This is a genomic window from Curtobacterium sp. PhB25 (genome assembly GCF_004365375.1).
GTDB lineage: Bacteria > Actinomycetota > Actinomycetes > Actinomycetales > Microbacteriaceae > Curtobacterium.
Genome location: NZ_SODR01000004.1, coordinates 41,183 through 63,383 on the forward strand (window position 1 = coordinate 41,183; position 22,201 = coordinate 63,383).

Genomic DNA, 22,201 nt, shown 5'->3' on the forward strand with positions numbered 1-22,201 from the left:
GATGCGCGCGGTCGCGTTCGCGGTCGCTTGGTGAACAGAAAAGGTCGGGTCCTCTGTGGGGACCCGACCTTTTCTGCTCACGATCGTGACGCGACGGCCCAACCCCTCGCCGGGAGGCGCAGGGTCCCGTCCCCGAGATCCGCGCCGCCCGCCTCCACCCGCGTCGCATCCGCCGCGGGCACCTCGACGGGATCGGCCGACAGGTTCAGGGCGGTCACCACGGCCGCGTCCGACGTCGCGGTCCGCAGGACGACCGCCGTGTTCGTCAAGTGCACCACGTCGGTGTGCGCCCGGTGCAACCACGGGTTGCGGCGGCGCAGGGCGATCAGGGCCTCGTACGCGTGCGTCAGATCGCCCGCTGCGGGTGGTGTGTCCGGGAACTCCGGTCGGACCGCGTCGTCGCCACCCGCGCGTTCCTCCTTCACCCCGGTCCAGCCGTACTCGTCGCCCGCGTAGACGATCGGGGTGCCGGCGACGGTGAACAACACCGCGGCCGCGTGCCCGGCGAACTGCTCCCCCACGGCGCTCGCGATGCGGGTGACGTCGTGGTTGCCGATGAAGGTCGTCGGGGCGAACGTCTCGAGCAGGGCGTCGTGCCGCTCGATCGCGTGCGCCAGTTCGTGGCCGTTGCCGTCCGCGATGCCGTGCCAGATGCCCTGCCACAGTTCGTACTGCGTCAACGAGTCCATGGTCGACTCCCGCGCGATCGCCGCCGCGTCGCCGTGGATCACCTCACCGCTGAACCACGCGTCCGGGAACCGCTCGCGCACCCGCGGCAGCACCCTGGCCCAGAACGCCGGTGGGACCGCGTACGCAGCATCGAGGCGCCAGCCGTCGATCCCGCGCTCCAGCCAGTGCGTCATGATCTGCACGACGAGGTCCTCGGACGCTCGGCTGTCGTGGTCCAGCGCCACGAGGATGTCGTGTCCCTCGAACAACCCGACGGGAACCGGCTGCCCCGGCGTCCACCCCGACCAGTCGATCGCGAACAGGCCAGCGGTCGCCGCGTCCGGTCCCTCTTCTTCGAGCGCCCGGAACGCCGGATGCTCACGGCCGACGTGGTTGAAGACACCGTCGAGCAGGACCCGGATCCCCCGCTCGTGCGCCCCGGACACCAGACGGTCGAAGTCGGAGTCGTCGCCGAGCCGAGGGTCGATCCGGAAGTGGTCCACCGTGTCGTAGCCATGGGTGGAGCTCGCGAACACCGGCCCGAGCACCAGGCCGTTCAAGCCGAGGTCCACCACGTGGTCGAGCCAGGGTTCGATGCGGCCGAGACGGTGCTCGACGGCGCGCTCCTCGACCGGCACCCCCGGGCGGACGTCCGCCCCGACGAACCCGAGCGGGTACACGTGCCACCACATGACGTGCGGGACCCAGGCGGGCTCGGGCGGACGGGACGGTGCGGTGTCGGTGCTCACCCCTCGACACTGCCAGCCGCGCCTGTGCTGGGCGCTCCTGTGCTGGGAACGGACAGGGACGACAGGACGAGGATGTGGGCATGGGACGTGCGATCAGGACGGAAGCGGACGCTGCGGCGTCGGAGTCGGCACAGGCCGATCGGACCTGTGCGTCGTGCGGCCGTCGGATGCCGTCGACGGCGGCACCCGAAACCAAGTGGTGTTCCCGCGCCTGCCGCCGCCACGGAGTGGACCGGACGGACCTGGCACTCGAACAGCGCATCGACGAGCTGCTCGCCGCACGGGCACGCACCTCGAGCATCTGCCCGTCCGAGGTCGCTCGGTCGCTCGAACCGGACGACTGGCGCCCGCTCATGGAGCCCGCCCGTCGAGCGGCCCAGCGCATGATGGCGCGCGGCGAGGTCGAGATCACCCAGGGCGGCTCCGTCGTGGACCCGTCGACCGCGAAGGGCCCGATCCGCATCCGCCGCCCGCGGTGAGGGAACACCTGTCGCGCACCGTCGGTTGGGGACGGGGATGACTGCAACCGGATCGACCGAACCGACCCCCGTCCAGCCCCGAGCCCTCGTCGTGGGAGCGAGCGGCATCACCGGCTCCGCCCTGGTGGGCCACCTGCTCGACCTCGGCTGGGACGTGACCGCGCTGTCCCGCCGACCGCTCCCCCAGCAGGACGTCCGGACCGTCGCCGCGGACCTCCGCGATCCCGACAGCCTCGGCGCCGCGCTGGCCGACGAGCGTGCCACGCACGTGTTCTTCACCGCGTGGCAGCGCCAGGAGACGGAGGCGGAGAACATCCGCGTGAACGGCGGCATGGTCCGCGACCTGCTCGCCGCACTCGCGCACGCCCCGCTGGCGCACGTCGCGCTGGTGACCGGGCTGAAGCACTACCTCGGCCCGTTCGAGGCCTACGCCGCGGGCGAGATGCCGGACACGCCCTTCCACGAGGAAGAGCCCCGCCTGGACACCCCGAACTTCTACTACGCACAAGAGGACGAACTGTTCGCCGCCGCCGAGCGCCAGGGCTTCACGTGGTCGGTGCACCGCTCGCACACCGTGATCGGGCACGCCGTCGGCAACGCCATGAACATGGGCCTGACGATCGCGGTGCAGGCGACGCTCGCGAAGGAGCTCGACCTGGACTTCGTGTTCCCGGGCAGCGAGGCGCAGTGGAACGGCCTGACCGACATGACCGAGGCGGGGATCCTCGCCGAGCAGATGGTCTGGGCGGCGACCGCACCCGAGGGTGCCGACGAGGCGTTCAACATCGTGAACGGTGACGTCTTCCGGTGGCGCTGGATGTGGCCGCGCCTCGCGGCGCACCTCGGCGTCGACCCGGCGCGCGCGGTCGGGTACCAGGACGAGCCGCGACCGCTCGAGCAGCAGATGGCGCCGTACGAGTCGGAGTGGGCCGGCATCGCCGAGCGACACGGTCTGGCAGAGGCGGACATCACGCGACTCGCCTCGTGGTGGCACACCGACGCCGACCTCGGTCGCGCGATGGAGGTCGTCACCGACATGGCGAAGAGCCGCGAGGCCGGGTTCACGGCCTTCCGCCGGACCGAACGCGCGTTCGCCGACCTGTTCGCGCGCTACCGGGCCGACCGACTCATCCCCTGAGCCGTCGGCCCGGGACAGCGGGCTACAGCGCGAGCAGGAGCACCACGAGCGTCGCGACCGACAGCACCAGCAGGACGACGGCGCCCTGCAGGTCCTTGTCGTGCGCTCGGAGGTGCGCCACCACGGCGCCGACGAAGTAGACCACCGCGCCGATGGCCGCGGCGATGGCGAGCGGCACCCACCAGATGCCGATGACGAGCCCGGCGGCAGCGGCGACCTCGAGCACCCCGAGGACCGTCATCTGCGCGGGAGTGACGTGGACGGCCTGCATCGAGGCGACGATCTTCGGGTTGCGGACGAGTTTCATGACGCCCGACCCGAGCAGGGCCACGGCGAGGACGAGGGACAGGACGACGGCAGCGATGTGCACGGGGAACTCCAGGTGATGAAACGGATGCTTGTCCCCGTTTCAAACCGGGGACTGCTCCCCGTATTCCCGGCCACGCGATCTAGGCTCGGTGCATGACCCGCCGAGACGTCGCCCGGAACCGTCAGGCGCTCGTCGACGCGGCCCGGTCCGCGTTCACCGACCACGGCCTCCAGGCTGCACTGGAACCGATCGCGGTCGCAGCGGGACTCGGCAACGCGACCCTGTACCGGCACTTCCCGACCCGAGCGGCGCTGTGGGAAGCCGTCCTGGTCGAGCCGATGCACGAGGTGCTCGACCTCGTCGAGCACTGCCGCGAGCTGTCCGCCTCGGACCCGTGGGAGGGCTTCGCGACCTTCGTCCGCGAGACGGCGGCGATCGAGGCGCGCCGCACCGGGTTCAGCGAACTCATGACCACCGACTACCGCGACGCTCCGGAACTCCTCCGGCTCCGCATCGCCGTGCAGGACGGGATCGACGCCCTCTTCACAGCCGGGCAGGCGGCCGCGGTCCTCCGCGCCGACGCCACGCTGGCCGACGTCGCACTCCTGCAGCTGTCGATCGCGGAGACGATCCGCACCTTCGGCCGGGTCGCGCCCGAGGCGTACCGACGCTGGGTGGACCTGGTGCTCGACGGGTTCCGGGCGGCGGACATCCCGCGCGGCGTGCTGGCCGGACGCCCCCTGCGCGGCGACCAGGTCCGTCGGGCACTGGCGGAGCGTCACCAGCCCGCCGACCGTCAGAAGGCGTAGCGGATCCGACAGGACGGCAGGTGCTCGGCGACGAGCTCGCGGAAGCGCTCGATGAGCTGCCCCTTCATCCCGGACCGGTAGCGGACGTTCACCGCACCGTTCTGCGACACCTTCTGCTCCTGCAGGTCGGGGCGCCAGAGCAGGTCCTCGGCCTTCGGGTGCCAGCCGAGGTTGACCTCGTGCAGGGGTTGGTTGTGCGTGAGGAAGATCACCTCGGCCGCGATCTGCGCCTTGGCGGCCGGTGACAGTACGTCGTCGACCTGCCGCAGCAGCTCGGTCCAGTCGGACTCCCACGTCGGGGTGACGATGACGGGCGAGAAGTTGAGGTGGACCTCGTAGCCGGCGTCGACGAACTCGTTCACCGCAGCGATCCGCTCGGCGACGGGACTCGTCCGGATGTCGGTGACCTTCGCGGTGTCGTGCGGCATGAGCGAGAACCGGATGCGCGTCCGGCCCATCGGGTCCCAGTCGAGCAACTCGCGGTTGACGTACTTCGTCGCGAAGGACGCCTTCGCGGTCGGGGTCATCCGGAACAGGTCGCACAGGTCACGGACGTTGTCGCTGATCATCGCGTCGACCGAGCAGTCGCTGTTCTCGCCGATGTCGTACACCCACGACTCGGGATCGCACTGGTTCGGCTCGGTCTTCGGCCCCTGCTTCGCGATGTTGCGAGCGACGTGCTTCGTGATCTGGTCGATGTTGGCGAACACCGTGACGGGGTTGCTGTAGCCCTTGCGCCGCGGGACGTAGCAGTACGCACACGCCATCGCACAGCCGTTCGCCGTCGAGGGCGCGATGAAGTCGGCGGAGCGGCCGTTCGGTCGCGTGATCAACGACTTCTTCACGCCGAGCACCAGCGCCTCGGTCTTGATCCGGACCCACCGCTGCACGTTGCGCTCATCGCCGTGCACCTCGGGGATGTTCCAGTGGGACTCCACCGGCACGATCTCGGCGTCCGGCCAGCGCCCGATCACCTCTTGCCCGCGCTGCAGTTCGAGGGCAGCGGGCTCGGCGTAGATCCGACGGACGTCGAGCATCGGGCGGGCGCGGTCGTTGCTCATCGACTCCTGTCTACCGGGGACCACTGACGGTGCAGACTCGGGGCATGACCGCCGAAGCCGACGACCATTACTTCTTGGTGAACGGCCGACGCTGGCGCCGCACCGACCCGGCCCTGCCCGAGGAACTCGCGGCCGCGCTCCGTTCCCACCTGGGGCGCGGGCGCAACGCGGTGAAGACCGCGAAGCGCGCGGGCGACGACGCTGCGCTGGCCGCGGCACGGCACCGGAACGGGCTCGCGAAGCACGGTCTGGGCGAACGCGGCACGGAGTGGTGGACGCGCCCCGAGGCCGATCGGATCGCCGACGCCGAGCAGGCCCTGGCCGACCTGGACGCTCTGCCGTGACGACGATCCGTCCGCCGCGCCTGGACCGCATCCTGAACCTCATCGTGTTCGGCCCGGTGATGATCGGGACAGGAGTCGCACTCGCGAGCGTGGCCTTCGTACCCGGAGCATCGGCGCGGGTGTTCGTCTTCGTCCTCGGTGTCGCCTTCATCGCCGGCGGGACCTGGGCCACGGCCAGGCTCCGTCGCGTCGCCGTGCACCTGTCCGACGAAACCCTCCGGTACTCCGGCTTCCTGTCGTCGTGGACCGCACCGCGTGCGGGCATCACCGCGGTGCTCGACGACGCGTACGTCGAGTGGCGCGACGATCGCGGTGTCGGCCACCGACGGCAGATCTGGCTGCTGACCCGAGCATGGGAGGACGACGGCACGAGGTTCGCCCCGCTCTGGCGCTGGCGACGCGAGGCGCTCCTCGAGGTGCGGGCGTGGGCAGCGACTCACGAAGTCCGAAACGTCCCATGACGCCCGCGGTGGAAAGCGGAATCGGGCGTACCTGGTCGGAAGTTCCGACCAGGTACGCCCGATTCGACCAGGTACGCGGCGAGCCTCGTCAGCCCTCGGTGTGGCCTAAGGACGGCTCGAGGAGCAGGTGGGCCGTGCGGGATGCCGACGCGTGCAGCTCGAGGACGAGGAGGTCGTTCCGGCCTGAGCGCAGGACCGGGCCGGGGATCGCCAGGGTCTGCTGCGGGCCGCGCGACCAGTACCGGCCGAGGCAGAACCCGTTCACCCAGGCGACACCCTTGCGGAAGCCGTCGAGCGCCAGGTAGCGGTCGTCCACCGCGTCGAGGTCGAACGACCCTGCGGCGAACGTCGGCCCGGCGAGCACCTCGCCGTCCGTCGGCTCCACCGCGGACAGCGCATCGAGGGCGGACGGTGCGATCGGGTCGAGCGCCAACGGTGCCGCGGTCCAGCGCGACAGCGGGACACCGTCGACGGCGACTCCGCCGATCAGGCCCTTCGGTTCGCCGATGCGGATGCCGTAGTCGACCCGGCCCTGGTCCTCGACGAGCAGTTCGAGCGTGCCGGTCACCGGCGGCAGGACGACGGCGCGGTCGTGGTGCTCGCGCTCCAGGACGCCGACGACTACGCCGTCGACGGACACGATCGCGCGGTCGCGGACCTCTTCCCCGATGGTCAGCACTCCGCCGGTCGGCAGGTCGACCTCGGCCCGGTACAGGACGAAGCCGCTGGCCGCACCGAGTGCGTCGAACGTCGGCGGCTCGTCGTGCGCCGACCACGTCGTGAGCGTGGGCAGCAGGGAGCGGAGCGACGCGACGCGGTCGAGGCGGACGGCGAGGTCCGTGGCGGGGGTGATCCGGGCCTCCAGGCCGACTCCGTCCGCCGCATCGGACGCGAGTCGACCCGACCCGCCCGGCTCCATCGACGCCGGCAGCGGCGGGACGGGCGCGTAGCGCTCGATGACCGCGCGGAAGGCGTGGAACTTCGAGGTGGGCCGACCAGCTTCGTCGAGCGGGGCGTCGTAGTCGTACGACGTCGCGATCGGACGGTAGACGCCCTTGTCGTTGGCGCCGTTGGTGAAGCCGAAGTTCGTGCCACCGTGGAACATGTAGATGTTCACCGAGCCGCCGGCGGCGAGCAGGACGTCGAGGTCCGCAGCGCTGTCCGCGGCCGAGGTGGTGTGGTGGTGCTCGCCCCAGCTGTCGAACCAGCCGTCCCAGAACTCCGAGCACATCAGGGGGCCGGTCGGCTGGGCCTGCCGCAGGCGCTCGAGGCGCGCCGCGGACCGCGAGCCGAACGAGCCGGTCTTGTGCAGCGACGGTAGCGAACCGTCCTCGAGCATCGTGCCCATCGGCTGGTCGACGCTCGTGAACGGGACGGTCAGCCCGATGTCTCGGTGCATCTGCTCGAGTGCACGCAGGTACTCGGGGTCGGAGCCGTAGGCGCCGTACTCGTTCTCGACCTGCACCTGGACGATGGGCCCGCCCTGGTCGATCTGCCGCGGAACCAGCACGGGGGCCAGGTGCTGCAGGTACGTCTGGACCGCCGCGAGGAACCCGGGCTCGTTGCGCCGGACGCCCACGGAGCCGTCCGTGAACAACCAGTACGGCAGGCCGCCGTTGGTCCACTCCGCGCAGATGTACGGGCCGGGGCGGACGATGGCGCGCATCCCCTCGGCAGCGACCAGGTCGAGGAACCGGCCGAGGTCGAGCCCGCCCGAAAGGTCGAAGACCCCGGGCGACGGCGCGTGCGCGTTCCAGGCGACGTAGGTCTCGATGGTGTTGAGGCCCATCAGCTTCGCCTTGCGGATCCGGTCGGCCCACAGGTCGGGGTGCACGCGGAAGTAGTGGATCGCACCGGACAGCACGCGGTGCGGCTCGCCGTCGAGCAGGAAGTCGGTGTCGCCGATGGCGAATCGCATGAGATGACTCTTTCAGACAGCGGGGTCGTGCGGACGATGTCCGCACGACCCCGGGGAGTTGGTGCCGGTGCTACTTGGTCGAGACCGTGAAGCCCTGGTCCTTGCCGTACTTGGCGAGGGCCTTCTGCCAGGCCTCGAGGCCGGCGTCGAGCGAGGTGCCGTTCTCGTACGCCTGACCGACGGTGTCGGCGTAGACGCTGTTCGCGTAAACCTGGTACGGCAGGTAGGTGAAGTCGTTGTCCGAGGACTTCGACGCGTCGACGAGCACCTTGTTGATCTGCTGCCCACCGAAGTAGGACGGCTTCTCGTCGAGGAAGGCCGACGAGTCGAGGTCAGCGGTCGTCGAGGGGAACCCGCCGGACTTCATGAAGACGCCGGTCGACTCCTTGGACGAGTTCAGCCACTTCAGGAAGCCCGCGGCGAGGGCCGGGTTCTTCGACTGCTTCATGACGACCTCGGCGCTGCCGCCGTTGTTCGCGGTCTGGGCGGTGCCGCCGTCGTAGGTCGGCATCGGGGCGACGCGCCAGTCACCCGAGGCCTGGGCGACGCCGGACTCCAGGTTGCCGGGCATCCAGGCGCCGGTGATCATCGTGGCGATCTCACCGTTGCCGAGCTGCTTGTACCAGTCGTCGGTCCAGCCGACGGTCTTCGACAGCAGGCCCTGCTCGACGAGCTCGTTCCAGGTGCTCGTCCACTTCTTCGAGCCCTCGTCCTGCAGGTTGATGGTCACCTTGTCACCGTCGGTGGTGAACGGGGTACCGCCGGCCTGGGCGATCATGCTCGTGGTGAAGCCGGCGTCGCCGGAGTCGGCCGCGATGTAGGCGTTCGGGTCGGCCTCGTGCAGCTTCTTCGCGGCGGCGACGTACTCGTCCCAGGTCTTCGGCACGGCGATGTCGTGCTTGTCGAAGACCGTCTTGTTGTAGAACAGCGCCATGGGGCCGGAGTCCTGCGGCAGGCCGTAGACCTTGTCGTCGATCGACACCGAGCTCCAGGTGCTCTTCGCGAACTTGTCCTCGAGCGAGTCGAAGCCGTAGCCGGACAGGTCGAGCAGCGAGTCGGACAGGGCGAACTGCGGCAGCGCGAAGTACTCGACCTGGGCGACGTCGGGGGCGCCCGAGCCGGCCTTCACGGTGTTCTGGAGCTTGGTGTACTGGTCGGCGCCGGTGCCGGCGTTGACGAGCTTGACCTTCACCTTGGGGTACTGCTTCTCGAACGCGGCGACCTGGGCCTTGGCGGAGGGGGTCCACGACCAGTAGGTCAGGGTGCCACCGTCCTTCAGTGCCTTGGTGATGTCGTCGGACGAGCCACCGGACGACGAGCCGCCGGTCGCGCAGGCGGCGAGGGCGATCGTGGCGGTGACGCCGATGGCGAGGGCGCTGAGCCCGCGCCGGAGACGCTTGTTCATGGGGGTGCCTTTCACTTCTTCGTGGAGAGGGGGGTAGGGCTGCTGCGTTCCGGACCGGATGGCGCGTGGCGAGGTCGCCACGGGCCTCCCGTCCGACGGATCAGGCCTTGACGGACCCGGCCGCGAGGCCGGACTGCCAGAAGCGCTGGAGGAAGAGGAACGCGACCACGATCGGGATGATCGTGAGGAGCGATCCCGTGACGACGAGGTTGTAGATCGGCTGCGCACCGGACCCGGTGGCCTGGGCGTTCCACTGGTTCAGGCCGACCGTCAGGGGGTACCACTTCGGATCGCTCAGCATGATGAGCGGCAGGAAGTAGTTGTTCCAGGTGGCGACGACCGCAAAGAGCAAGACGGTCACGACACCGGGAGCGAGCAGGCGGAGCGCGATGGTGAAGAAGATCCGGAACTCGCCGGCACCGTCCATGCGGGCGGCCTCGAGGAGCTCGGCGGGGATCGCGTCGACCGCGTAGGTCCAGATCAGGTACATGCCGAACGGGCTGATGAGCGACGGCAGGATGATCGACCACGGGGTGTTGGTCAGGCCGACCTGCGAGAAGAGCAGGAAGGTCGGGACCGCCAGGGCCGTGCCGGGGACCGCGATGGCACCGAGCACGATGGCGAACACCGCGCGGCGTCCGGGGAACTGGAACTTCGCCATGCCGTAGCCCGCGACGGTCGCGAGCAGGGTGGCGCCACCGGCACCGACGACCACGTAGAGCAACGTGTTGCCGAACCACTGCAGGAAGATGCCGTCGTTGTAGGTGACGGTGTCGACGATGTTCTGCCAGAGGTTGAAGTCCCCGCCGAACCAGAGCCCGAAGGTGGAGAGCAGCGACGCCTGCGTCTTCGTGCTGTTCACGAGCAGGTAGAACAGCGGCGCGAACGAGTAGACGACGAAGACGACCATGACCGCGGTCAGCAGGCCGGAACGCTTCGGCCTGCGTCCGTCGACGTGCTGCTCGGCCTTCCGCTCGGCCTTCCTGGAGGCCCGGGTCGAGCGGGTGCGCGGGTCGCGCTGCGTCGTGGTCGCCTCGGTGACCGTGGCCGGTCCGGCGGCGCCGGCCGCGGGGTGCTGGATGGTGCTCATCGGTTCTCCTGGCGGGTTCCGCGGACCTGGACGACGTAGGCGATCACCGCGGTGATCACGCCCATCACGATCGCGACGGTGGCGGAGTAGTTGAACTGCTGGCCGCTGAAGGACAGCGAGTAGGCGTACATGTTCGGGGTGAAGGCGCTGCCGATGACGTTCGGGGCCAGGGTCTTCAGCAGGTTCGGCTCGTTGAAGAGCTGGAAGCTGCCGATGATCGAGAAGATGGTGGCGATGACCATCGGGCCGCGCAGGGCCGGGAGCTTGATCGAGAAGACCGTGCGCAGGGGGCCGGCGCCGTCGAGCTCGGCGGCCTCGTACAGCTCACCGGGGACCGTGCGGAGTGCGGCGTAGAAGATCAGCATGTTGTAGCCGAGGAACTCCCACGTGACCACGTTGCCGATGGAGGTCAGCACCCAGGTGGGGCTGAACGGCTGCAGCAGGTCGATGCCGAGCGCGTCGTTCGCCGCACCGGTCAGGCCGAACTGGTTGCCGTAGATGAAGCCCCAGATCAGGGCCGCGACGACACCGGGGACGGCGTAGGGCAGGAACACCGCGATGCGGAAGAACGACGTGCCCCAGAGCCGTGCGCTGTCGAGTGCGAGGGCGGCGACGAGTGCGAGCCCGAGCATGATCGGCACCTGGACGACCAGGAAGATCGCGACCCGGCCGAACCCGGACCAGAACTTGGCGTCCTGGAAGAGCTGGACGTAGTTGGCGAACCAGACGAACTGGTTGCCGCCGATGAGCTGGTCGCGGAACAGGCTGAGCCAGAGGGCGTAGCCGATCGGGACGATGAGCATGGCGATCAGGACGACCACGAAGGGGCCGACGAACAGCCAACCGGTGTAGCGCCCCCGCGCCTTGGTCCGGCGACCTGCCGGGCGGGGGGCTGCCGGCTGCGCTGCGGCTGCCTCGCCGGGCCGCGCTGCGAGCGTGCTCATGTGACTCCTTCGTCTGCTGCGTTCGGGTGTCCGGTGTCTCGGCCGCGACCCGGGCCCGGTGACGGGCGCTCTGGCGGTCGCAGATGTTGACGTCAACATCGAACGTCAGGACGATAGCATGGCAACGTCAACATGCGCTAGCGTCCGGGAACGCAGACTGCGTGATCCCGCAACGGAAGGAGCTCGAGCCGATGACGACCGAGTCCCCCGCCGGCACCCGCCGCTCCCCCTCGATGGCCGCCGTCGCCGACGCCGCCGGGGTCTCGATGCAGACCGTCTCGCGCGTCGCCCGCGGGTTCGACAACGTCAGCCCGGACACCCGCGACCGCGTGCAGCGCGCCATGGACACCCTGGGCTACCGGCCCAACCGTGCCGCACGGGCTCTCCGATCGGGGCGCTTCCGCACCATCGGCGTGATCATGTTCACGCTCGCGTCCTTCGGCAACATGCGCACGCTCGAGGCGATCGCCGACGCCGCCGGGGCAGCGGACTTCACGATCACGCTGCTGCCGATGGCCTCGCGCACCGAAGAAGGCGTGCGCTCCGCGTTCTCCCGCCTGCACGAACAGGCCGTCGACGGCGTCGTGATCATCATCGAGTCGCACATCATCGACACGGCCGAGGTCGTGCTGCCCGACGGTGTGCCCATGGTCATCATCGACTCCACCGGCAGCACCGACCACCCGGCGATCGACACCGACCAGACCGACGGCGCGCGCCAGGCCACCCAGCACCTGCTCGACCTCGGCCACGAGACCGTCTGGCACGTCGCCGGACCGACCTCGTCGTACTCCGCCGCACGCCGGTTGGCCGCATGGCAGGACACCCTCGAGCGCGCCGGTCGGCTCGTCCCGCCGGTGTTCCACGGCGGCTGGAGCACCGACTCCGGCTACCGCGCCGGCCTGACCATCGCCGCACGCCCGGACATCACCGCCGTCTTCGCCGCCAACGACCAGACCGCGCTCGGAGTGCTCCGCGCCGCGCACGAGCTCGGGCGGTCCGTGCCGTCGTCGCTCAGCGTGGTGGGCTTCGACGACTCCCCCGAGTCCGACTCCTTCTGGCCGCCGCTCACCACCGTGCACCAGTCCTTCGACGAGGTCGGGCGCCGAGCCGTCGCGAACCTGCTCGCCCAGATCGACGGCGAGTCCGTGTCCTCCGCCCCCGATCTGGTGCCCGTGCGCCTGGTGGAGCGGGCGAGCACCGCGCCGCCGCCCGCCGCGCGCTGACGCGCTGCGCTGCGCGCCGCGCTGCGCTGCGCTGCGCTGCGCGCTGCGCACGTTTCGTGCCCAGCGACACCTCACGCGCGCCGCACCCCGTGAACTGTCGCCCAGCCCGTGATCTCGCGCACGCGCCGGACGGGAGGCCCGGCGCCAGCCCGCCACGGTCCTCCCGTCCGCCAGCCGCGCACGTTTCGTGCCCAGCGACACCTCACGCGCGCCGCGCCCCGTGAACTGTCGCCCGGCCCGTGAAGTCGCGGCCGGCGCCCCGCGCCCCGCACGAACGAGCAGAGGACGTCGGGCGCGAGCGCCCGACGTCCTCTGTGCTCACTCGACGCCCGCCGCAGCGAACGCCGAGGCGTCTCAGCCGATCGACACGGCGGTCCAGGACACGGGCGGCAGCTCGATCGTGATGGTGTCGCCGTCGCGGCTGACCGTCTCGTTCGTGCGGAGCCCGACGCGCTCGGTGGACGAGAGGTCGTTCACGGCGTGGATGTCGTCGTCCCAGACGCCCTCGGCACGGACGTCGCCCGAGGCCGCCAAGCCCGCGAGGTCGATCGTGACGGTGGTCGACTCGGACGGGTGGCGGTTGATGAGGAAGACCGCTGCCTTGCCGTCCTCGGTCACGGTGGCGGCCGAGTCCACGACCGGCACCTCGCCGTACTTGCCGCCGTCGACGGTGTCACCCGAGGCCTTGACCTGCAGCGACGTGCCGTTCGCCAGGCGCGACGTCACCGAGAACGGGAAGAACGTCGTCTGGCGCCAGGCCGGGCCGCCGGGCTCGGTCATGATCGGGCCGATGACGTTGACGAGCTGCGCGAGCGAGGCCGAGGCGACGCGGTCCGCGTGGCGGAGCAGCGAGATGAGCAGCCCACCCACGACGACGGCGTCGGCGACGGTGTAGACGTCCTCGAGCAGACGCGGGGCGACGGGCCACTCGTCGAGCGTGAACTCGGCGGCCTGCTCGTGCCACTTCGTGATCGACCAAACGTTCCACTCGTCGAACGAGATGTCGATGCGCTTGTCGGACTTCTTCTGCGCCTGCACGTGGTCGGCAGCGGTGGTGACCGTCTTGATGAAGTGGTCCATGTTGACGCCGGCGGCGAGGAACGACGGCAGGTCGTTGTCCTCTTCGTAGTAGGCGTGCGCGGAGATGTAGTCCACGTCGTCGTAGGTGTGCTCGAGGACGGTGCGCTCCCACTCGCCGAACGTCGGCATCGACGCTCCGGACGAACCGCAGGCAACCAGCTCGAGGTCGGGCTGGATCTGGCGCATGGCCTTCGCGGTCATGGCGGCGAGCTTGCCGTAGTCCTCGGCGTTCTTGTGGCCGAGCTGCCACGGGCCGTCCATCTCGTTGCCGAGGCACCACATCTTGATGGCGAAGGGCTCCTGGCGCCCGTTGGACTTGCGGTACTCGGACAGTGCGGTGCCGGCGTCGATGTTCGCGTACTCGAGCAGCTCGATCGCCTCGGCGGTGCCACGTGTGCCGAGGTTCACGGCGAGCATGAGTTCCGAGCCGACCTGGTCGAGCCAGTGCTGGAACTCGTGCAGGCCGACCTCGTTGGTCTCGGTCGAGTGCCAGGCCAGGTCGAGGCGCTTCGGGCGCTGCTCGACGGGGCCGACGCCGTCCTCCCACTTGTAGCCCGAGACGAAGTTGCCGCCGGGGTAGCGGATGGCGGAGACGCCGAGTTCCTTGACGAGCTCGACGACGTCCTTCCGGAAGCCGTGCTCGTCGGCGGTCTCGTGCGCGGGCTCGTGGATGCCGTCGTAGACGTGGCGGCCGAGGTGCTCGACGAACCCGCCGAACAGGCGACGTCGCACCGGCCCCACGGTGAACGCGGCGTCGAGGACGAGGTGTGTGCGGGGCATGGATCTCCTTCGATCGTGCGAGAGCGGGTACTGCGGGTCGTGCGGTGCGCGGGCTCGATCCGGCGCCAGGGGTAGCGAAGCGGACCGTTACGAAAGTGAGCGCTCACCTGACCGAAACGCTACCGGGTTCCACGGCGACGCGAAAGGGGTGGCGGATGATCTTCGCGAGCGCTAATGTGAGCGCTCACGGAGCACCGACCCACGGCTCTCGTGCACGGAGCAGCAGTGTTCCGCGAACGGAGCAGCGATGCTCCGGCGGGAGCACCGACCCTGCTCCCGAGCCCGGCCCATCCCGATGGAGTGATGCCATGCCGAACCGCCCAGCAACACCCGCGTCGCGCCTCTCGCGCCGCGGCTTCCTCGCCGCAGGAGCGGCGGCCGCGACGGTCCTGCCGCTCGCCGCGTGCTCGAGCCCGATCGCGGCCGGCCTGGCCGGCAGCGCCCTCAACCCCGAGACGCTCGTCTTCTGGAACCTCTTCGGCGGCGGTGACGGCCTCCGCATGCAGGCGATGGAGGACGGCTACGCGAAGCAGCACGGCGGATCGAGCTCGCTACAGGCCACCACGTTCGCGTGGGGCAACCCGTACTACTCGAAGCTGACACTGGCCACCGTCGGGAACAAGCCGCCGGACGTCGCGGTCGCCCACCTGACCCGCGCGAAGCCACTGTGGGACGGCGACCTGCTCGACCCGATCACGTCCGAGGACCTGGCGAGCGTCGGCCTCAGTGCCGCCGACTTCAACCAGAAGGCGTGGACCGCGCAGAAGACCGACGGCAACAACATCGCCATCCCGCTCGACACCCACCCCTTCGTGCTCTTCTACAACGTTGATGTGTGCAAGAAGGCGGGCCTGCTCGACAGCGACGGCAACCTCAAGGACCTGTCCGGCATGGACACGTTCGAGAGTGCCCTCGCCGCGGTCGCGAAGGTCACCGGCGGCACCGCGCTCAACGTCGCCAACGTCGTGCCGGAGACCGCCACCCCGTGGCGCTTCTTCTGGACGATGTACAACCAGATCAACGACGCGACCCCGTTCATCAGCGACGGCGGCGCGAAGCTCACCGTCAACGAGGACGCCTACAACGAGGTCACCAGCCGCACCCAGAAGTGGGTCAAGCAGGGTTGGATGAACAAGGCGCTCGACTACGCCACGGCACAGTCCCTGATGTTCGACGGCAAGGCCGGCTTCTTCATGCAGGGCGAGTGGGAGATCAGCACGGCGCAGTCCATCAAGGGACTGAAGTTCGGCATGGCCCCGATCCCGCAGCTCTACGACAAGCCCGCGACGCAGGCGGACTCGCACACCTTCGTGCTGCCGAAGAAGGACCGCACGCCGGAGCAGCGCAAGCAGCACATGCTCTTCATCAAGCAGATGCTCGAGCAGAGCCTGACCTGGGCCGAGGGTGGGCACGTCCCCGCCTACATCCCGACCTTCGACAGCAGCGCCTACAAGGAGCTCAAGCCACAGTCGAACTACGCGGCCGCAGCCGAGACCGCCGTGTTCGACGACCCCGCCTGGTACGGCGGCTCCGGCTCGACCTTCGAGGGCACCGTCGGCGCCCAGCTGGCACTCGTGCAGCAGGGCAGCTCGTCGCCCGCACAGGCGCTCAGTGCCATCAAGTCGCAGCTCGCAACCTACCTGAACACCCCGAGCCCGCTGTGACCGGGCACACGACCGCCCGGCTCGTACGCTCCGGGCACACGACCGCCCGGCTCGTACGCTCCGGGCACACGACCCACGCGATCGCCGTGAACACCGCGCGAAAGGCACGATGACGTGACCACAGCACCTGTCCTCGACCGGCCCACGGACGCGGCCACCGCGTCGCGTCCGCGCCGGAACCGCACCTACGGCACCAGCCTCACCCGTGGCCAGGGCCGCAGCGGCTGGCTCTTCCTCGCCCCGTTCGGCCTGTTCTACGCGGCCTTCCTGCTCGGCCCGACGGTCTGGATGATCGTCTCGAGCTTCTTCAACACCTCGACCGTGCGCACGGGCCTCGGCAGCTTCGCCGGGTTCGCGAACTACGCCGAGATGCTCGGACGCTCCGACTTCTGGTCGTCGCTCTGGCACACGCTGCAGTTCACGCTCTACACGACGCCGCCGCTCGTCATCCTCGCGTTCGTCTTCGCCGTCCTGACGAACCGGATGAACCGCGGCCAGTGGTTCTTCCGACTGGCGTTCTTCCTGCCGTTCATCCTGCCGTCGGCGACGATCTCGCTCATCTGGGTGTTCATCTTCACGCCGGCGACCGGCCTGTGGGCGAGCATGCAGTCGGCCATCGGCCTCACCCCGGGCTCCGGCATGCTGTCCAGCCCGAACACCGCGATGATCGGTGTCGCGATCGCCACCGTCTGGTGGACCCTCGGCTTCAACTTCGTGCTCTACCTGGCCGGCCTGCAGGAGATCCCGCGCGAACTGTACGAAGCGGCCGCCGTCGACGGTGCGTCGAACTGGCAGCAGATCAAGTCGATCACGCTGCCGCTGCTCGGCCGCACCACGACGCTGGTCATCCTGTTGCAGATCATCGCGAGCCTGAAGATCTTCGACCAGGTGTACCTGATGACGAACGGCGGACCGGGCATCTCCACCCAGGTCTCGCTGCAGCTCATCACGGGCGTCGGCTTCACCGACAACCGACTCGGTGCCGCCTCGGCAGCGTCGGTGCTCCTGTTCATCGTGATCGTCGCGATCGCGGTCATCCGGCAGCTCGTCGAGCGCGCTGCCGCCAAGCGAGAGATCGGGGCCTGACATGACCGCCACCGAGAGCATCACCACCGGCCGCGCCAAGCTCCGCACCGGCGTCTCGGCCGCCGCCCCCGCGAACGCCGCCAAGATCGGCGTCTCCGGCAAGGGCTTCAACCTGGTCGCCGGGATCATCCTGATCGTCTTCGCGATCATCTGGCTCATCCCCAGCCTGTTCGCCCTGAAGACGTCGCTGTCCGACAACGGCGTCGCCGCCCTCGGCGCGAACTCGATCCTGTCGAACTGGAACCCGACGCTGCACTCGTACGCGTCGCTGTTCCAGGCCGGCGACATCTGGAACTGGTACCTCGCCAGCGCCATCACGAGCGTCATCACGGCCGTCCTGACGGTCATGTTCGCCTCGATGGCGGCGTTCGCGCTGTCCCGCCTGGTGTTCCGCGGTCGGAACATCGCGTTCCTGCTCATCATCCTCGGCATCATGATCCCGACGCAGGTCCTGATCATCCCGATCTTCCAGGAGCTCAACGCCGTCGGCCTGCTGAACACCTACTGGTCGGTCATCTTCCCGCAGGTGCCCGCCGTGATCGCGGTGTTCATCTTCAAGCAGTTCTTCGACGGGATCCCGAAGGAGCTGGAGGAAGCGGCACGCATCGACGGTGCCAACATCTGGAAGATCTACTGGTCGGTCATCCTGCCGCTGTCGCGTCCGGTGATCGCCGCGGTGACGATCCTGACCTTCGTCGGTGTCTGGAACAACCTGCTGCTGCCGCTGTTCGTGCTGTCGAACCCGGACCTCATGACGATCCCGGTCGGGCTCGCCACGGTCCAGGGCAGCTTCGGTCAGCGCTACGCGGACATCCAGGCCGGAGCGATCCTGGCGGCGTTGCCGCTGATCATCCTCTACCTGATCTTCCAGCGGCAGATTGTGGAGGGCGTGACGGGTTCCGGCCTCAAGGGCTGACGCCACCCCACGACGGACGGGAGGCCCGGTGCCAGCTGGCACCGGGCCTCCCGTCCGTCGTGCTGGTCGCGTCTCAGGCGCGGGCGTAGCTGGCGGAAACGGGCGTACCTGGCGAGAAGTTTCGTGACGGTACGCCCGGAAGCACCAGGCATCGCACGCGTCATGGGAAGGAACGGGCACCGCTCAGGCGGAGACGGACTCCTTGGCCTCGTGCTTCCAGAAGCCCGAGAACGTGATGCGCGCCTTCGGCAGACCCGCACGGTGCAGGTGCCGGCGGCCCTCGGTGGCGAGGGTCGACTCGCCGACCACGAAGGCGTACCCGCGGTCGTCGACGGGCACGTGCCGCTGCAGTTCGGCGAGCGCCGCGCGGCCCGGGACGGCGTGGTGGTCGACTTGGTCGCGGACGATCCACGTGACCGTGACCCCGGCCGGTGCGTCGATCTCGCGGACGTCGCCGGCGGTGGGGACCTCTTGGATGATGCGGCCGACGGCGTCCCGGGGCAGTGACGCGGCGATGCCGAGCACGCCGGGCAGCCCGGTCTCCTCGGCCGCGATGACGATCTCGCTGGTGTCGTCCGGGTAGTCGAAGATGCAGCCCTGGTCGAGCATCGCCAGCTGGTCGCCGGGGCGGGCACCGCAGGCCCAGATCGCGGCACGGCCCTCGGGCTCGCCGTCGGCGTCGGTGTGCACGACGAAGTCGATGTCCATCTCGGCGGTGCCGTCGGGCATCGGGCGGAACGCGGCGACGGTGTAGTTCGCGCAGTGCGGGCGGACGTCCTCGGGGATGGCCAGGAACGTCGGCCACCACTTCTTGCCGTCGAGGTCCGGCATCCGGAACGCGTCCTGGTCCGGACGCCCGGTGAACAGGCGGAACCAGTGGTCGAAGCCGAGGAACGGGAACTCGTGCAGGTCGCCGCCGGTGACGGTGACGCGCTGCATCGACGGCGTCGTGCGCTCGGTCCGCAGGACCCGGGCACGGAAGAGCCGGGGATTCTCGGGCAGGAGCCGCGGAGTCTTCGCCATGAGGCAAGGCTAACCTAAGATGTTCTCCGTGCCAGCCCCCTCCCCTGCCCTGGCTTCCGTCTCGGAGGCCCGCACCGCCGATGCGTCAGCAGCCCTCGGTGTCCACCGCACCGCCGTCCGTCGCCGCGTCCTGGTGATCGCCGGACTGGTCGTCGTGCTGGTCCTGGTGGCGGTCGCGAGCATGCTCCTCGGCAGCAACCGGATCGGCGTCGACCGGGTGCTCGACGGCCTGTTCCGGACCGGGTCGACCACCGACGAGGCGATCGTCTGGGGCTCCCGGATCCCGCGCACGCTCATCGGTGCCGCGGTCGGTGCGGCGCTGGGGATCGCGGGACTCCTGATGCAGGGACACACGCGCAACCCGCTCGCCGACCCCGGACTGTTCGGGGTCTCGTCGGGCGCCGGGCTCGCCGTCGTCCTCGGCGTCTACGTGTTCGGGGTCACGAGCACCGGCGCGACGGTGTGGTTCGCCCTCGGCGGTGCGCTGGTCGCGAGCGTCGTGGTGTTCTCGGTGACCATCGCGGGCAGCGGGACGGCGAGCCCGGTGCCCCTCGCCCTCGCGGGCGCCGCCGTCTCGGCCCTGTTGGGCGCGCTGACCTCGTTCGTCGTCCTGACCGACCAGGACTCGCTCGACGCGTACCGGCTGTGGGTCGTCGGTTCCCTCGCCGCACGACAGCTCGACATCCTCGGGGCAGTGTGGCCGTTCCTGGTCGCCGGGCTGGTGCTCGCGATCCTGAACGTCCGGGCACTCGATGCGCTCGGGCTCGGCTCGGACCTGGCCAAGGGCCTGGGCGAGAACGTGCTCGTCGCGCGGCTCGTCGGGCTCGGGGCCATCACGTTGCTCGCAGCCGGTGCGACCGCCGCCGCCGGGCCGATCGGCTTCGTCGGCCTGACCGTGCCGCACGTCGCCCGAGCCCTCGTCGGCACCGGTCACCGGTGGACCCTGCCGGTCTCCGGGCTCGTCGGAGCGGCGCTCGTGCTGCTCGCCGACGTCGTCGGACGCCTGATCGGCGGGTTCTCGGAGGTCGAGGTCGGCATCGTCCTGGCCGTCATCGGCGGCCCCGTGTTCGTCGCCGTCGCCCGTCGCCGATCGCTGGTGTCCCTGTGACGGGCGCTGCGGTCCGCGCGCCCGGCCGTTCCGGTGTCCGCATCGGTCCGATCGGCCTCGCCTGGCGCCCGCGGGTGTTCTGGTACACGGTGGCCTCGCTCGGTCTGGTCCTGGCGCTCGTCGTCCTCGGTGTGGCGATCGGCTCGACCTGGATCGCCCCGGGCATCGTGCTCCGCTCCCTGGTCGGGCTCGAGACCGGCCCGGACGGCTTCATCATCACCACACTCCGGCTGCCCCGTGTCCTCACCGGAGCGCTCGTCGGGCTGACCCTCGGCATCGCCGGCGCACTGACCCAGACCTTCACGCGGAACCCCCTGGGCACCCCGGACATCATCGGCGTGACGTCGGGCGCGAGCGTCGGCGCCGTGGCGGCCATCGTGCTCGGCGGGGGCACGTACTCGGTGTCCTCGATCGTGCTCAGCGGCGGGATCCCGGTGGCCGCGACGATCGGTGCGCTCGTCGCAGCCGCCGTCGTCTACGGGCTCGGCTGGCGCGGCGGGGTGCAGAGCTACCGGCTCATCCTGGTCGGCATCGGCGTGAGCGCGACCCTCGACGCCGTGACGAGCTACCTGCTCGTCCGCGCCAAGATCACCATCGCGACCGCGGCGTCGCAATGGCTCGTCGGCAGCCTGTCGAGCACCTCGTGGTCGAGCGTCTGGCCGCTGCTGATCGTCGCCGCGGTCGCGGTGCCGATCGCCCTGGCGACGAGTGCGGCGCTCGGCATCGGACAGCTCGGTGACGAGGTCGCGACCGGGGTGGGGCTCGCCGTCCAGCGGCACCGCCTGCTCGTGATCGCCCTGGCCGTCGTGCTCACCGCCGCCGCCGTCGCCGCTGCGGGACCGGTCGGTTTCGTCGCGTTCGTGGTACCGCAGGTCGGACTCCGGCTGGCCGGCACGAACCGTCCGCCCCTGCTGCTCGCCGGTCTGCTCGGCGCAGCGCTCGTCCTCGCCGCGGACCTGCTGTCCCGATCGGCGTTCCCGTGGCAGGTGCCCGTCGGCATCATCACGACCGTGATCGGTGCCCCGTACCTGATCTGGCTCCTCATCCGTCACCGCAAGGAGATGTCCCGATGACTCCCCCGTCGACACCCCCGTCCACCCCGGTCCTCGAAGCCCGCGGCCTGTCCGTCGGCTACGACCGACACCCCGTGCTGACCGACCTCGACCTGCGCATCGAGCGCGGCACCGTGACGACGTTCCTCGGCGCGAACGGCTGCGGCAAGTCGACCCTGCTCAAGGCCTTCGGGCGAGTGCTGAAACCGCAGTCCGGCGAAGTCCTGCTCGACGGTGCCCCGATCCGCAAGGAACCGAACCGCCAGGTCGCGCGGAAGCTCGCGATCCTGCCGCAGTCCCCCGTCGCTCCTGCGGGCACGAGCGTGCTCGACCTGGTGATGCGCGGCCGCAACCCGCACCAGTCGTGGGCGAAGCCCTGGACCGCGGACGACGCCGACGTGGCGGAGCAGGCCATCGCGGCGACCGGGCTGACCGACGTCGCGCACCGCGACGTCGCGAGCCTGTCGGGCGGGCAGCGCCAGCGTGCGTGGATCGCCCTGGTGGTCGCGCAGCAGGCCGACACGCTGCTGCTCGACGAGCCGACGACCTACCTGGACCTCGCACACCAGCTCGAGGTCCTGCGCCTGGTGCGCCGACTCAACCGCGAGCAGGGCTCCACCATCGTGATGGTCCTGCACGACCTGTCGCTCGCGGCCCGGTTCTCCGACCGGCTCGTCGTCCTGCACGACGGCGGCGTCGCCGCCGACGGTGCACCGCACGAGGTGCTGACCCCCGGGTTGCTCGAGCGCGCCTTCGGGCTGCACGCGCGCGTGTTCCCGGACCCCGTGACCGGCGCCCCGATGATCGTGCCCGAGGCCGACGAGCACGACCCGTCGCTGCACCGTGAACGCGACACCGTGCTGGCGGGCGCGTCAGACTTAGGTTAGCC

General features: G+C 70.0%; 21 protein-coding genes. 12 read left to right on the forward strand and 9 right to left on the reverse strand.

From position 1 onward, the window contains the following. Nucleotides 1-77: 77 nt before the first annotated feature. The gene (locus EDF51_RS09035) at nucleotides 78-1,418 is read right to left on the reverse strand and encodes an alpha-amylase family glycosyl hydrolase (protein WP_243834001.1); all 1,341 of its coding nucleotides are present in this window, start codon (nucleotides 1,416-1,418) and stop codon (nucleotides 78-80) included. Between the two features lie 227 nt (nucleotides 1,419-1,645). Between EDF51_RS09035 and EDF51_RS20295 the strand changes: the two genes are divergently transcribed. Further along, nucleotides 1,646-1,897, forward strand: a complete 252-nt coding sequence (locus tag EDF51_RS20295; RefSeq protein WP_235035881.1) for a DUF3253 domain-containing protein — start codon at nucleotides 1,646-1,648, stop codon at nucleotides 1,895-1,897. A gap of 37 nt (nucleotides 1,898-1,934) precedes the next feature. After that, a complete protein-coding gene (locus tag EDF51_RS09045) occupies nucleotides 1,935-3,035 on the forward strand; it encodes an SDR family oxidoreductase (protein ID WP_133937982.1) in 1,101 nt (366 codons plus the stop codon). A 22-nt stretch (nucleotides 3,036-3,057) separates the two neighbouring features. On the opposite strand, the gene EDF51_RS09050 is transcribed toward EDF51_RS09045, so the two are convergent. Next, a complete protein-coding gene (locus EDF51_RS09050) occupies nucleotides 3,058-3,405 on the reverse strand; it encodes a DoxX family protein (RefSeq protein WP_123938477.1) in 348 nt (115 codons plus the stop codon). Between the two features lie 92 nt (nucleotides 3,406-3,497). Between EDF51_RS09050 and EDF51_RS09055 the strand changes: the two genes are divergently transcribed. After that, the gene (locus tag EDF51_RS09055) at nucleotides 3,498-4,154 is read left to right on the forward strand and encodes a TetR/AcrR family transcriptional regulator (protein WP_133937984.1); all 657 of its coding nucleotides are present in this window, start codon (nucleotides 3,498-3,500) and stop codon (nucleotides 4,152-4,154) included. On the opposite strand, the gene EDF51_RS09060 is transcribed toward EDF51_RS09055, so the two are convergent. Next, nucleotides 4,142-5,215, reverse strand: a complete 1,074-nt coding sequence (locus EDF51_RS09060) for a spore photoproduct lyase family protein (protein ID WP_133937986.1) — start codon at nucleotides 5,213-5,215, stop codon at nucleotides 4,142-4,144. The two genes, EDF51_RS09055 and EDF51_RS09060, sit on opposite strands and share 13 nt — an antisense overlap. A 44-nt stretch (nucleotides 5,216-5,259) precedes the next feature. On the opposite strand from EDF51_RS09060, the gene EDF51_RS09065 reads away from it, so the two are divergent. Together EDF51_RS09065 and EDF51_RS09070 are read left to right on the forward strand one after the other, a co-directional pair. Beyond that, the gene (locus EDF51_RS09065) at nucleotides 5,260-5,559 is read left to right on the forward strand and encodes a biopolymer transporter Tol (RefSeq protein ID WP_133937988.1); all 300 of its coding nucleotides are present in this window, start codon (nucleotides 5,260-5,262) and stop codon (nucleotides 5,557-5,559) included. After that, entirely contained in the window at nucleotides 5,556-6,020 is a 465-nt protein-coding gene (locus EDF51_RS09070) for a hypothetical protein (protein ID WP_133937990.1), read from the forward strand. The genes EDF51_RS09065 and EDF51_RS09070 overlap by 4 nt, the downstream gene beginning before the upstream one ends. An 88-nt stretch (nucleotides 6,021-6,108) precedes the next feature. Here EDF51_RS09070 and EDF51_RS09075 read toward each other — a convergent pair whose 3' ends face one another. The 4 genes from EDF51_RS09075 to EDF51_RS09090 all read right to left on the reverse strand — a co-directional run bounded on the left by EDF51_RS09075 (nucleotide 6,109) and on the right by EDF51_RS09090 (nucleotide 11,377). Then, nucleotides 6,109-7,938, reverse strand: a complete 1,830-nt coding sequence (locus tag EDF51_RS09075; protein WP_134194533.1) for a beta-galactosidase family protein — start codon at nucleotides 7,936-7,938, stop codon at nucleotides 6,109-6,111. Between the two features lie 70 nt (nucleotides 7,939-8,008). Continuing rightward, on the reverse strand, nucleotides 8,009-9,343 hold the full coding sequence (locus EDF51_RS09080; RefSeq protein WP_173169216.1) for a sugar ABC transporter substrate-binding protein: 1,335 nt from the start codon (nucleotides 9,341-9,343) through the stop codon (nucleotides 8,009-8,011). Between the two features lie 100 nt (nucleotides 9,344-9,443). After that, nucleotides 9,444-10,433 (reverse strand): carbohydrate ABC transporter permease, encoded by a 990-nt coding sequence (locus tag EDF51_RS09085; protein ID WP_208321832.1) that lies wholly within the window; start codon nucleotides 10,431-10,433, stop codon nucleotides 9,444-9,446. Continuing rightward, on the reverse strand, nucleotides 10,430-11,377 hold the full coding sequence (locus EDF51_RS09090) for a sugar ABC transporter permease (RefSeq protein ID WP_131846757.1): 948 nt from the start codon (nucleotides 11,375-11,377) through the stop codon (nucleotides 10,430-10,432). Before EDF51_RS09090 ends, EDF51_RS09085 begins: the two co-directional genes overlap by 4 nt. 161 nt (nucleotides 11,378-11,538) lie before the next feature. Here EDF51_RS09090 and EDF51_RS09095 point away from each other — a divergent pair, with 161 nt between their 5' ends. Beyond that, nucleotides 11,539-12,603 carry a LacI family DNA-binding transcriptional regulator gene (locus EDF51_RS09095; protein ID WP_243837100.1) on the forward strand — a complete coding sequence of 355 codons (1,065 nt, stop codon included), beginning with the start codon at nucleotides 11,539-11,541 and terminating at the stop codon, nucleotides 12,601-12,603. Nucleotides 12,604-12,957: 354 nt separating this feature from the next. Here EDF51_RS09095 and EDF51_RS09100 read toward each other — a convergent pair whose 3' ends face one another. Then, complete coding sequence (locus EDF51_RS09100; protein ID WP_133937584.1) at nucleotides 12,958-14,463, reverse strand: alpha-N-arabinofuranosidase; 1,506 nt, start codon at nucleotides 14,461-14,463, stop codon at nucleotides 12,958-12,960. Between the two features lie 308 nt (nucleotides 14,464-14,771). On the opposite strand from EDF51_RS09100, the gene EDF51_RS09105 reads away from it, so the two are divergent. From EDF51_RS09105 to EDF51_RS09115, 3 genes are all read left to right on the forward strand, one after another. Next, entirely contained in the window at nucleotides 14,772-16,127 is a 1,356-nt protein-coding gene (locus EDF51_RS09105; RefSeq protein ID WP_111086245.1) for an extracellular solute-binding protein, read from the forward strand. A 114-nt stretch (nucleotides 16,128-16,241) separates the two neighbouring features. Beyond that, nucleotides 16,242-17,213 (forward strand): sugar ABC transporter permease, encoded by a 972-nt coding sequence (locus EDF51_RS09110; protein WP_111086244.1) that lies wholly within the window; start codon nucleotides 16,242-16,244, stop codon nucleotides 17,211-17,213. A gap of 1 nt (nucleotide 17,214) precedes the next feature. Continuing rightward, nucleotides 17,215-18,129 carry a carbohydrate ABC transporter permease gene (locus EDF51_RS09115; protein WP_111086243.1) on the forward strand — a complete coding sequence of 305 codons (915 nt, stop codon included), beginning with the start codon at nucleotides 17,215-17,217 and terminating at the stop codon, nucleotides 18,127-18,129. A 183-nt stretch (nucleotides 18,130-18,312) separates the two neighbouring features. Here the strand turns inward: EDF51_RS09115 and EDF51_RS09120 are convergent, their stop codons facing one another. Further along, nucleotides 18,313-19,152 (reverse strand): siderophore-interacting protein, encoded by an 840-nt coding sequence (locus tag EDF51_RS09120; RefSeq protein WP_134194535.1) that lies wholly within the window; start codon nucleotides 19,150-19,152, stop codon nucleotides 18,313-18,315. A gap of 28 nt (nucleotides 19,153-19,180) precedes the next feature. Between EDF51_RS09120 and EDF51_RS09125 the strand changes: the two genes are divergently transcribed. Genes EDF51_RS09125 through EDF51_RS09135 form a run of 3 tightly spaced genes read left to right on the forward strand, consistent with a single transcriptional unit; the run spans nucleotide 19,181 to nucleotide 22,199 of the window. Continuing rightward, complete coding sequence (locus EDF51_RS09125) at nucleotides 19,181-20,260, forward strand: iron ABC transporter permease (RefSeq protein WP_243837101.1); 1,080 nt, start codon at nucleotides 19,181-19,183, stop codon at nucleotides 20,258-20,260. Continuing rightward, nucleotides 20,257-21,333, forward strand: coding sequence for an iron chelate uptake ABC transporter family permease subunit (locus EDF51_RS09130; RefSeq protein WP_243648873.1), 1,077 nt, complete (start codon nucleotides 20,257-20,259; stop codon nucleotides 21,331-21,333). The genes EDF51_RS09125 and EDF51_RS09130 overlap by 4 nt, the downstream gene beginning before the upstream one ends. Continuing rightward, nucleotides 21,330-22,199, forward strand: coding sequence for an ABC transporter ATP-binding protein (locus tag EDF51_RS09135; protein WP_134194539.1), 870 nt, complete (start codon nucleotides 21,330-21,332; stop codon nucleotides 22,197-22,199). The genes EDF51_RS09130 and EDF51_RS09135 overlap by 4 nt, the downstream gene beginning before the upstream one ends. Nucleotides 22,200-22,201: the final 2 nt, after the last annotated feature.

Bases quoted from the DNA above. Each gene is read 5' to 3' on its own strand.
- EDF51_RS09045 (WP_133937982.1), top strand. From the start codon at position 1,935: ATGACTGCAACCGGATCGACCGAACCGACCCCCGTCCAGCCCCGAGCC.
- EDF51_RS09055 (WP_133937984.1), top strand. From the start codon at position 3,498: ATGACCCGCCGAGACGTCGCCCGGAACCGTCAGGCGCTCGTCGACGCG.
- EDF51_RS09060 (WP_133937986.1), bottom strand. From the start codon at position 5,215: ATGAGCAACGACCGCGCCCGCCCGATGCTCGACGTCCGTCGGATCTAC.
- EDF51_RS09065 (WP_133937988.1), top strand. From the start codon at position 5,260: ATGACCGCCGAAGCCGACGACCATTACTTCTTGGTGAACGGCCGACGC.
- EDF51_RS09075 (WP_134194533.1), bottom strand. From the start codon at position 7,938: ATGCGATTCGCCATCGGCGACACCGACTTCCTGCTCGACGGCGAGCCG.
- EDF51_RS09080 (WP_173169216.1), bottom strand. From the start codon at position 9,343: ATGAACAAGCGTCTCCGGCGCGGGCTCAGCGCCCTCGCCATCGGCGTC.
- EDF51_RS09085 (WP_208321832.1), bottom strand. From the start codon at position 10,433: ATGAGCACCATCCAGCACCCCGCGGCCGGCGCCGCCGGACCGGCCACG.
- EDF51_RS09090 (WP_131846757.1), bottom strand. From the start codon at position 11,377: ATGAGCACGCTCGCAGCGCGGCCCGGCGAGGCAGCCGCAGCGCAGCCG.
- EDF51_RS09100 (WP_133937584.1), bottom strand. From the start codon at position 14,463: ATGCCCCGCACACACCTCGTCCTCGACGCCGCGTTCACCGTGGGGCCG.
- EDF51_RS09105 (WP_111086245.1), top strand. From the start codon at position 14,772: ATGCCGAACCGCCCAGCAACACCCGCGTCGCGCCTCTCGCGCCGCGGC.
- EDF51_RS09115 (WP_111086243.1), top strand. From the start codon at position 17,215: ATGACCGCCACCGAGAGCATCACCACCGGCCGCGCCAAGCTCCGCACC.
- EDF51_RS09120 (WP_134194535.1), bottom strand. From the start codon at position 19,152: ATGGCGAAGACTCCGCGGCTCCTGCCCGAGAATCCCCGGCTCTTCCGT.
- EDF51_RS09135 (WP_134194539.1), top strand. From the start codon at position 21,330: ATGACTCCCCCGTCGACACCCCCGTCCACCCCGGTCCTCGAAGCCCGC.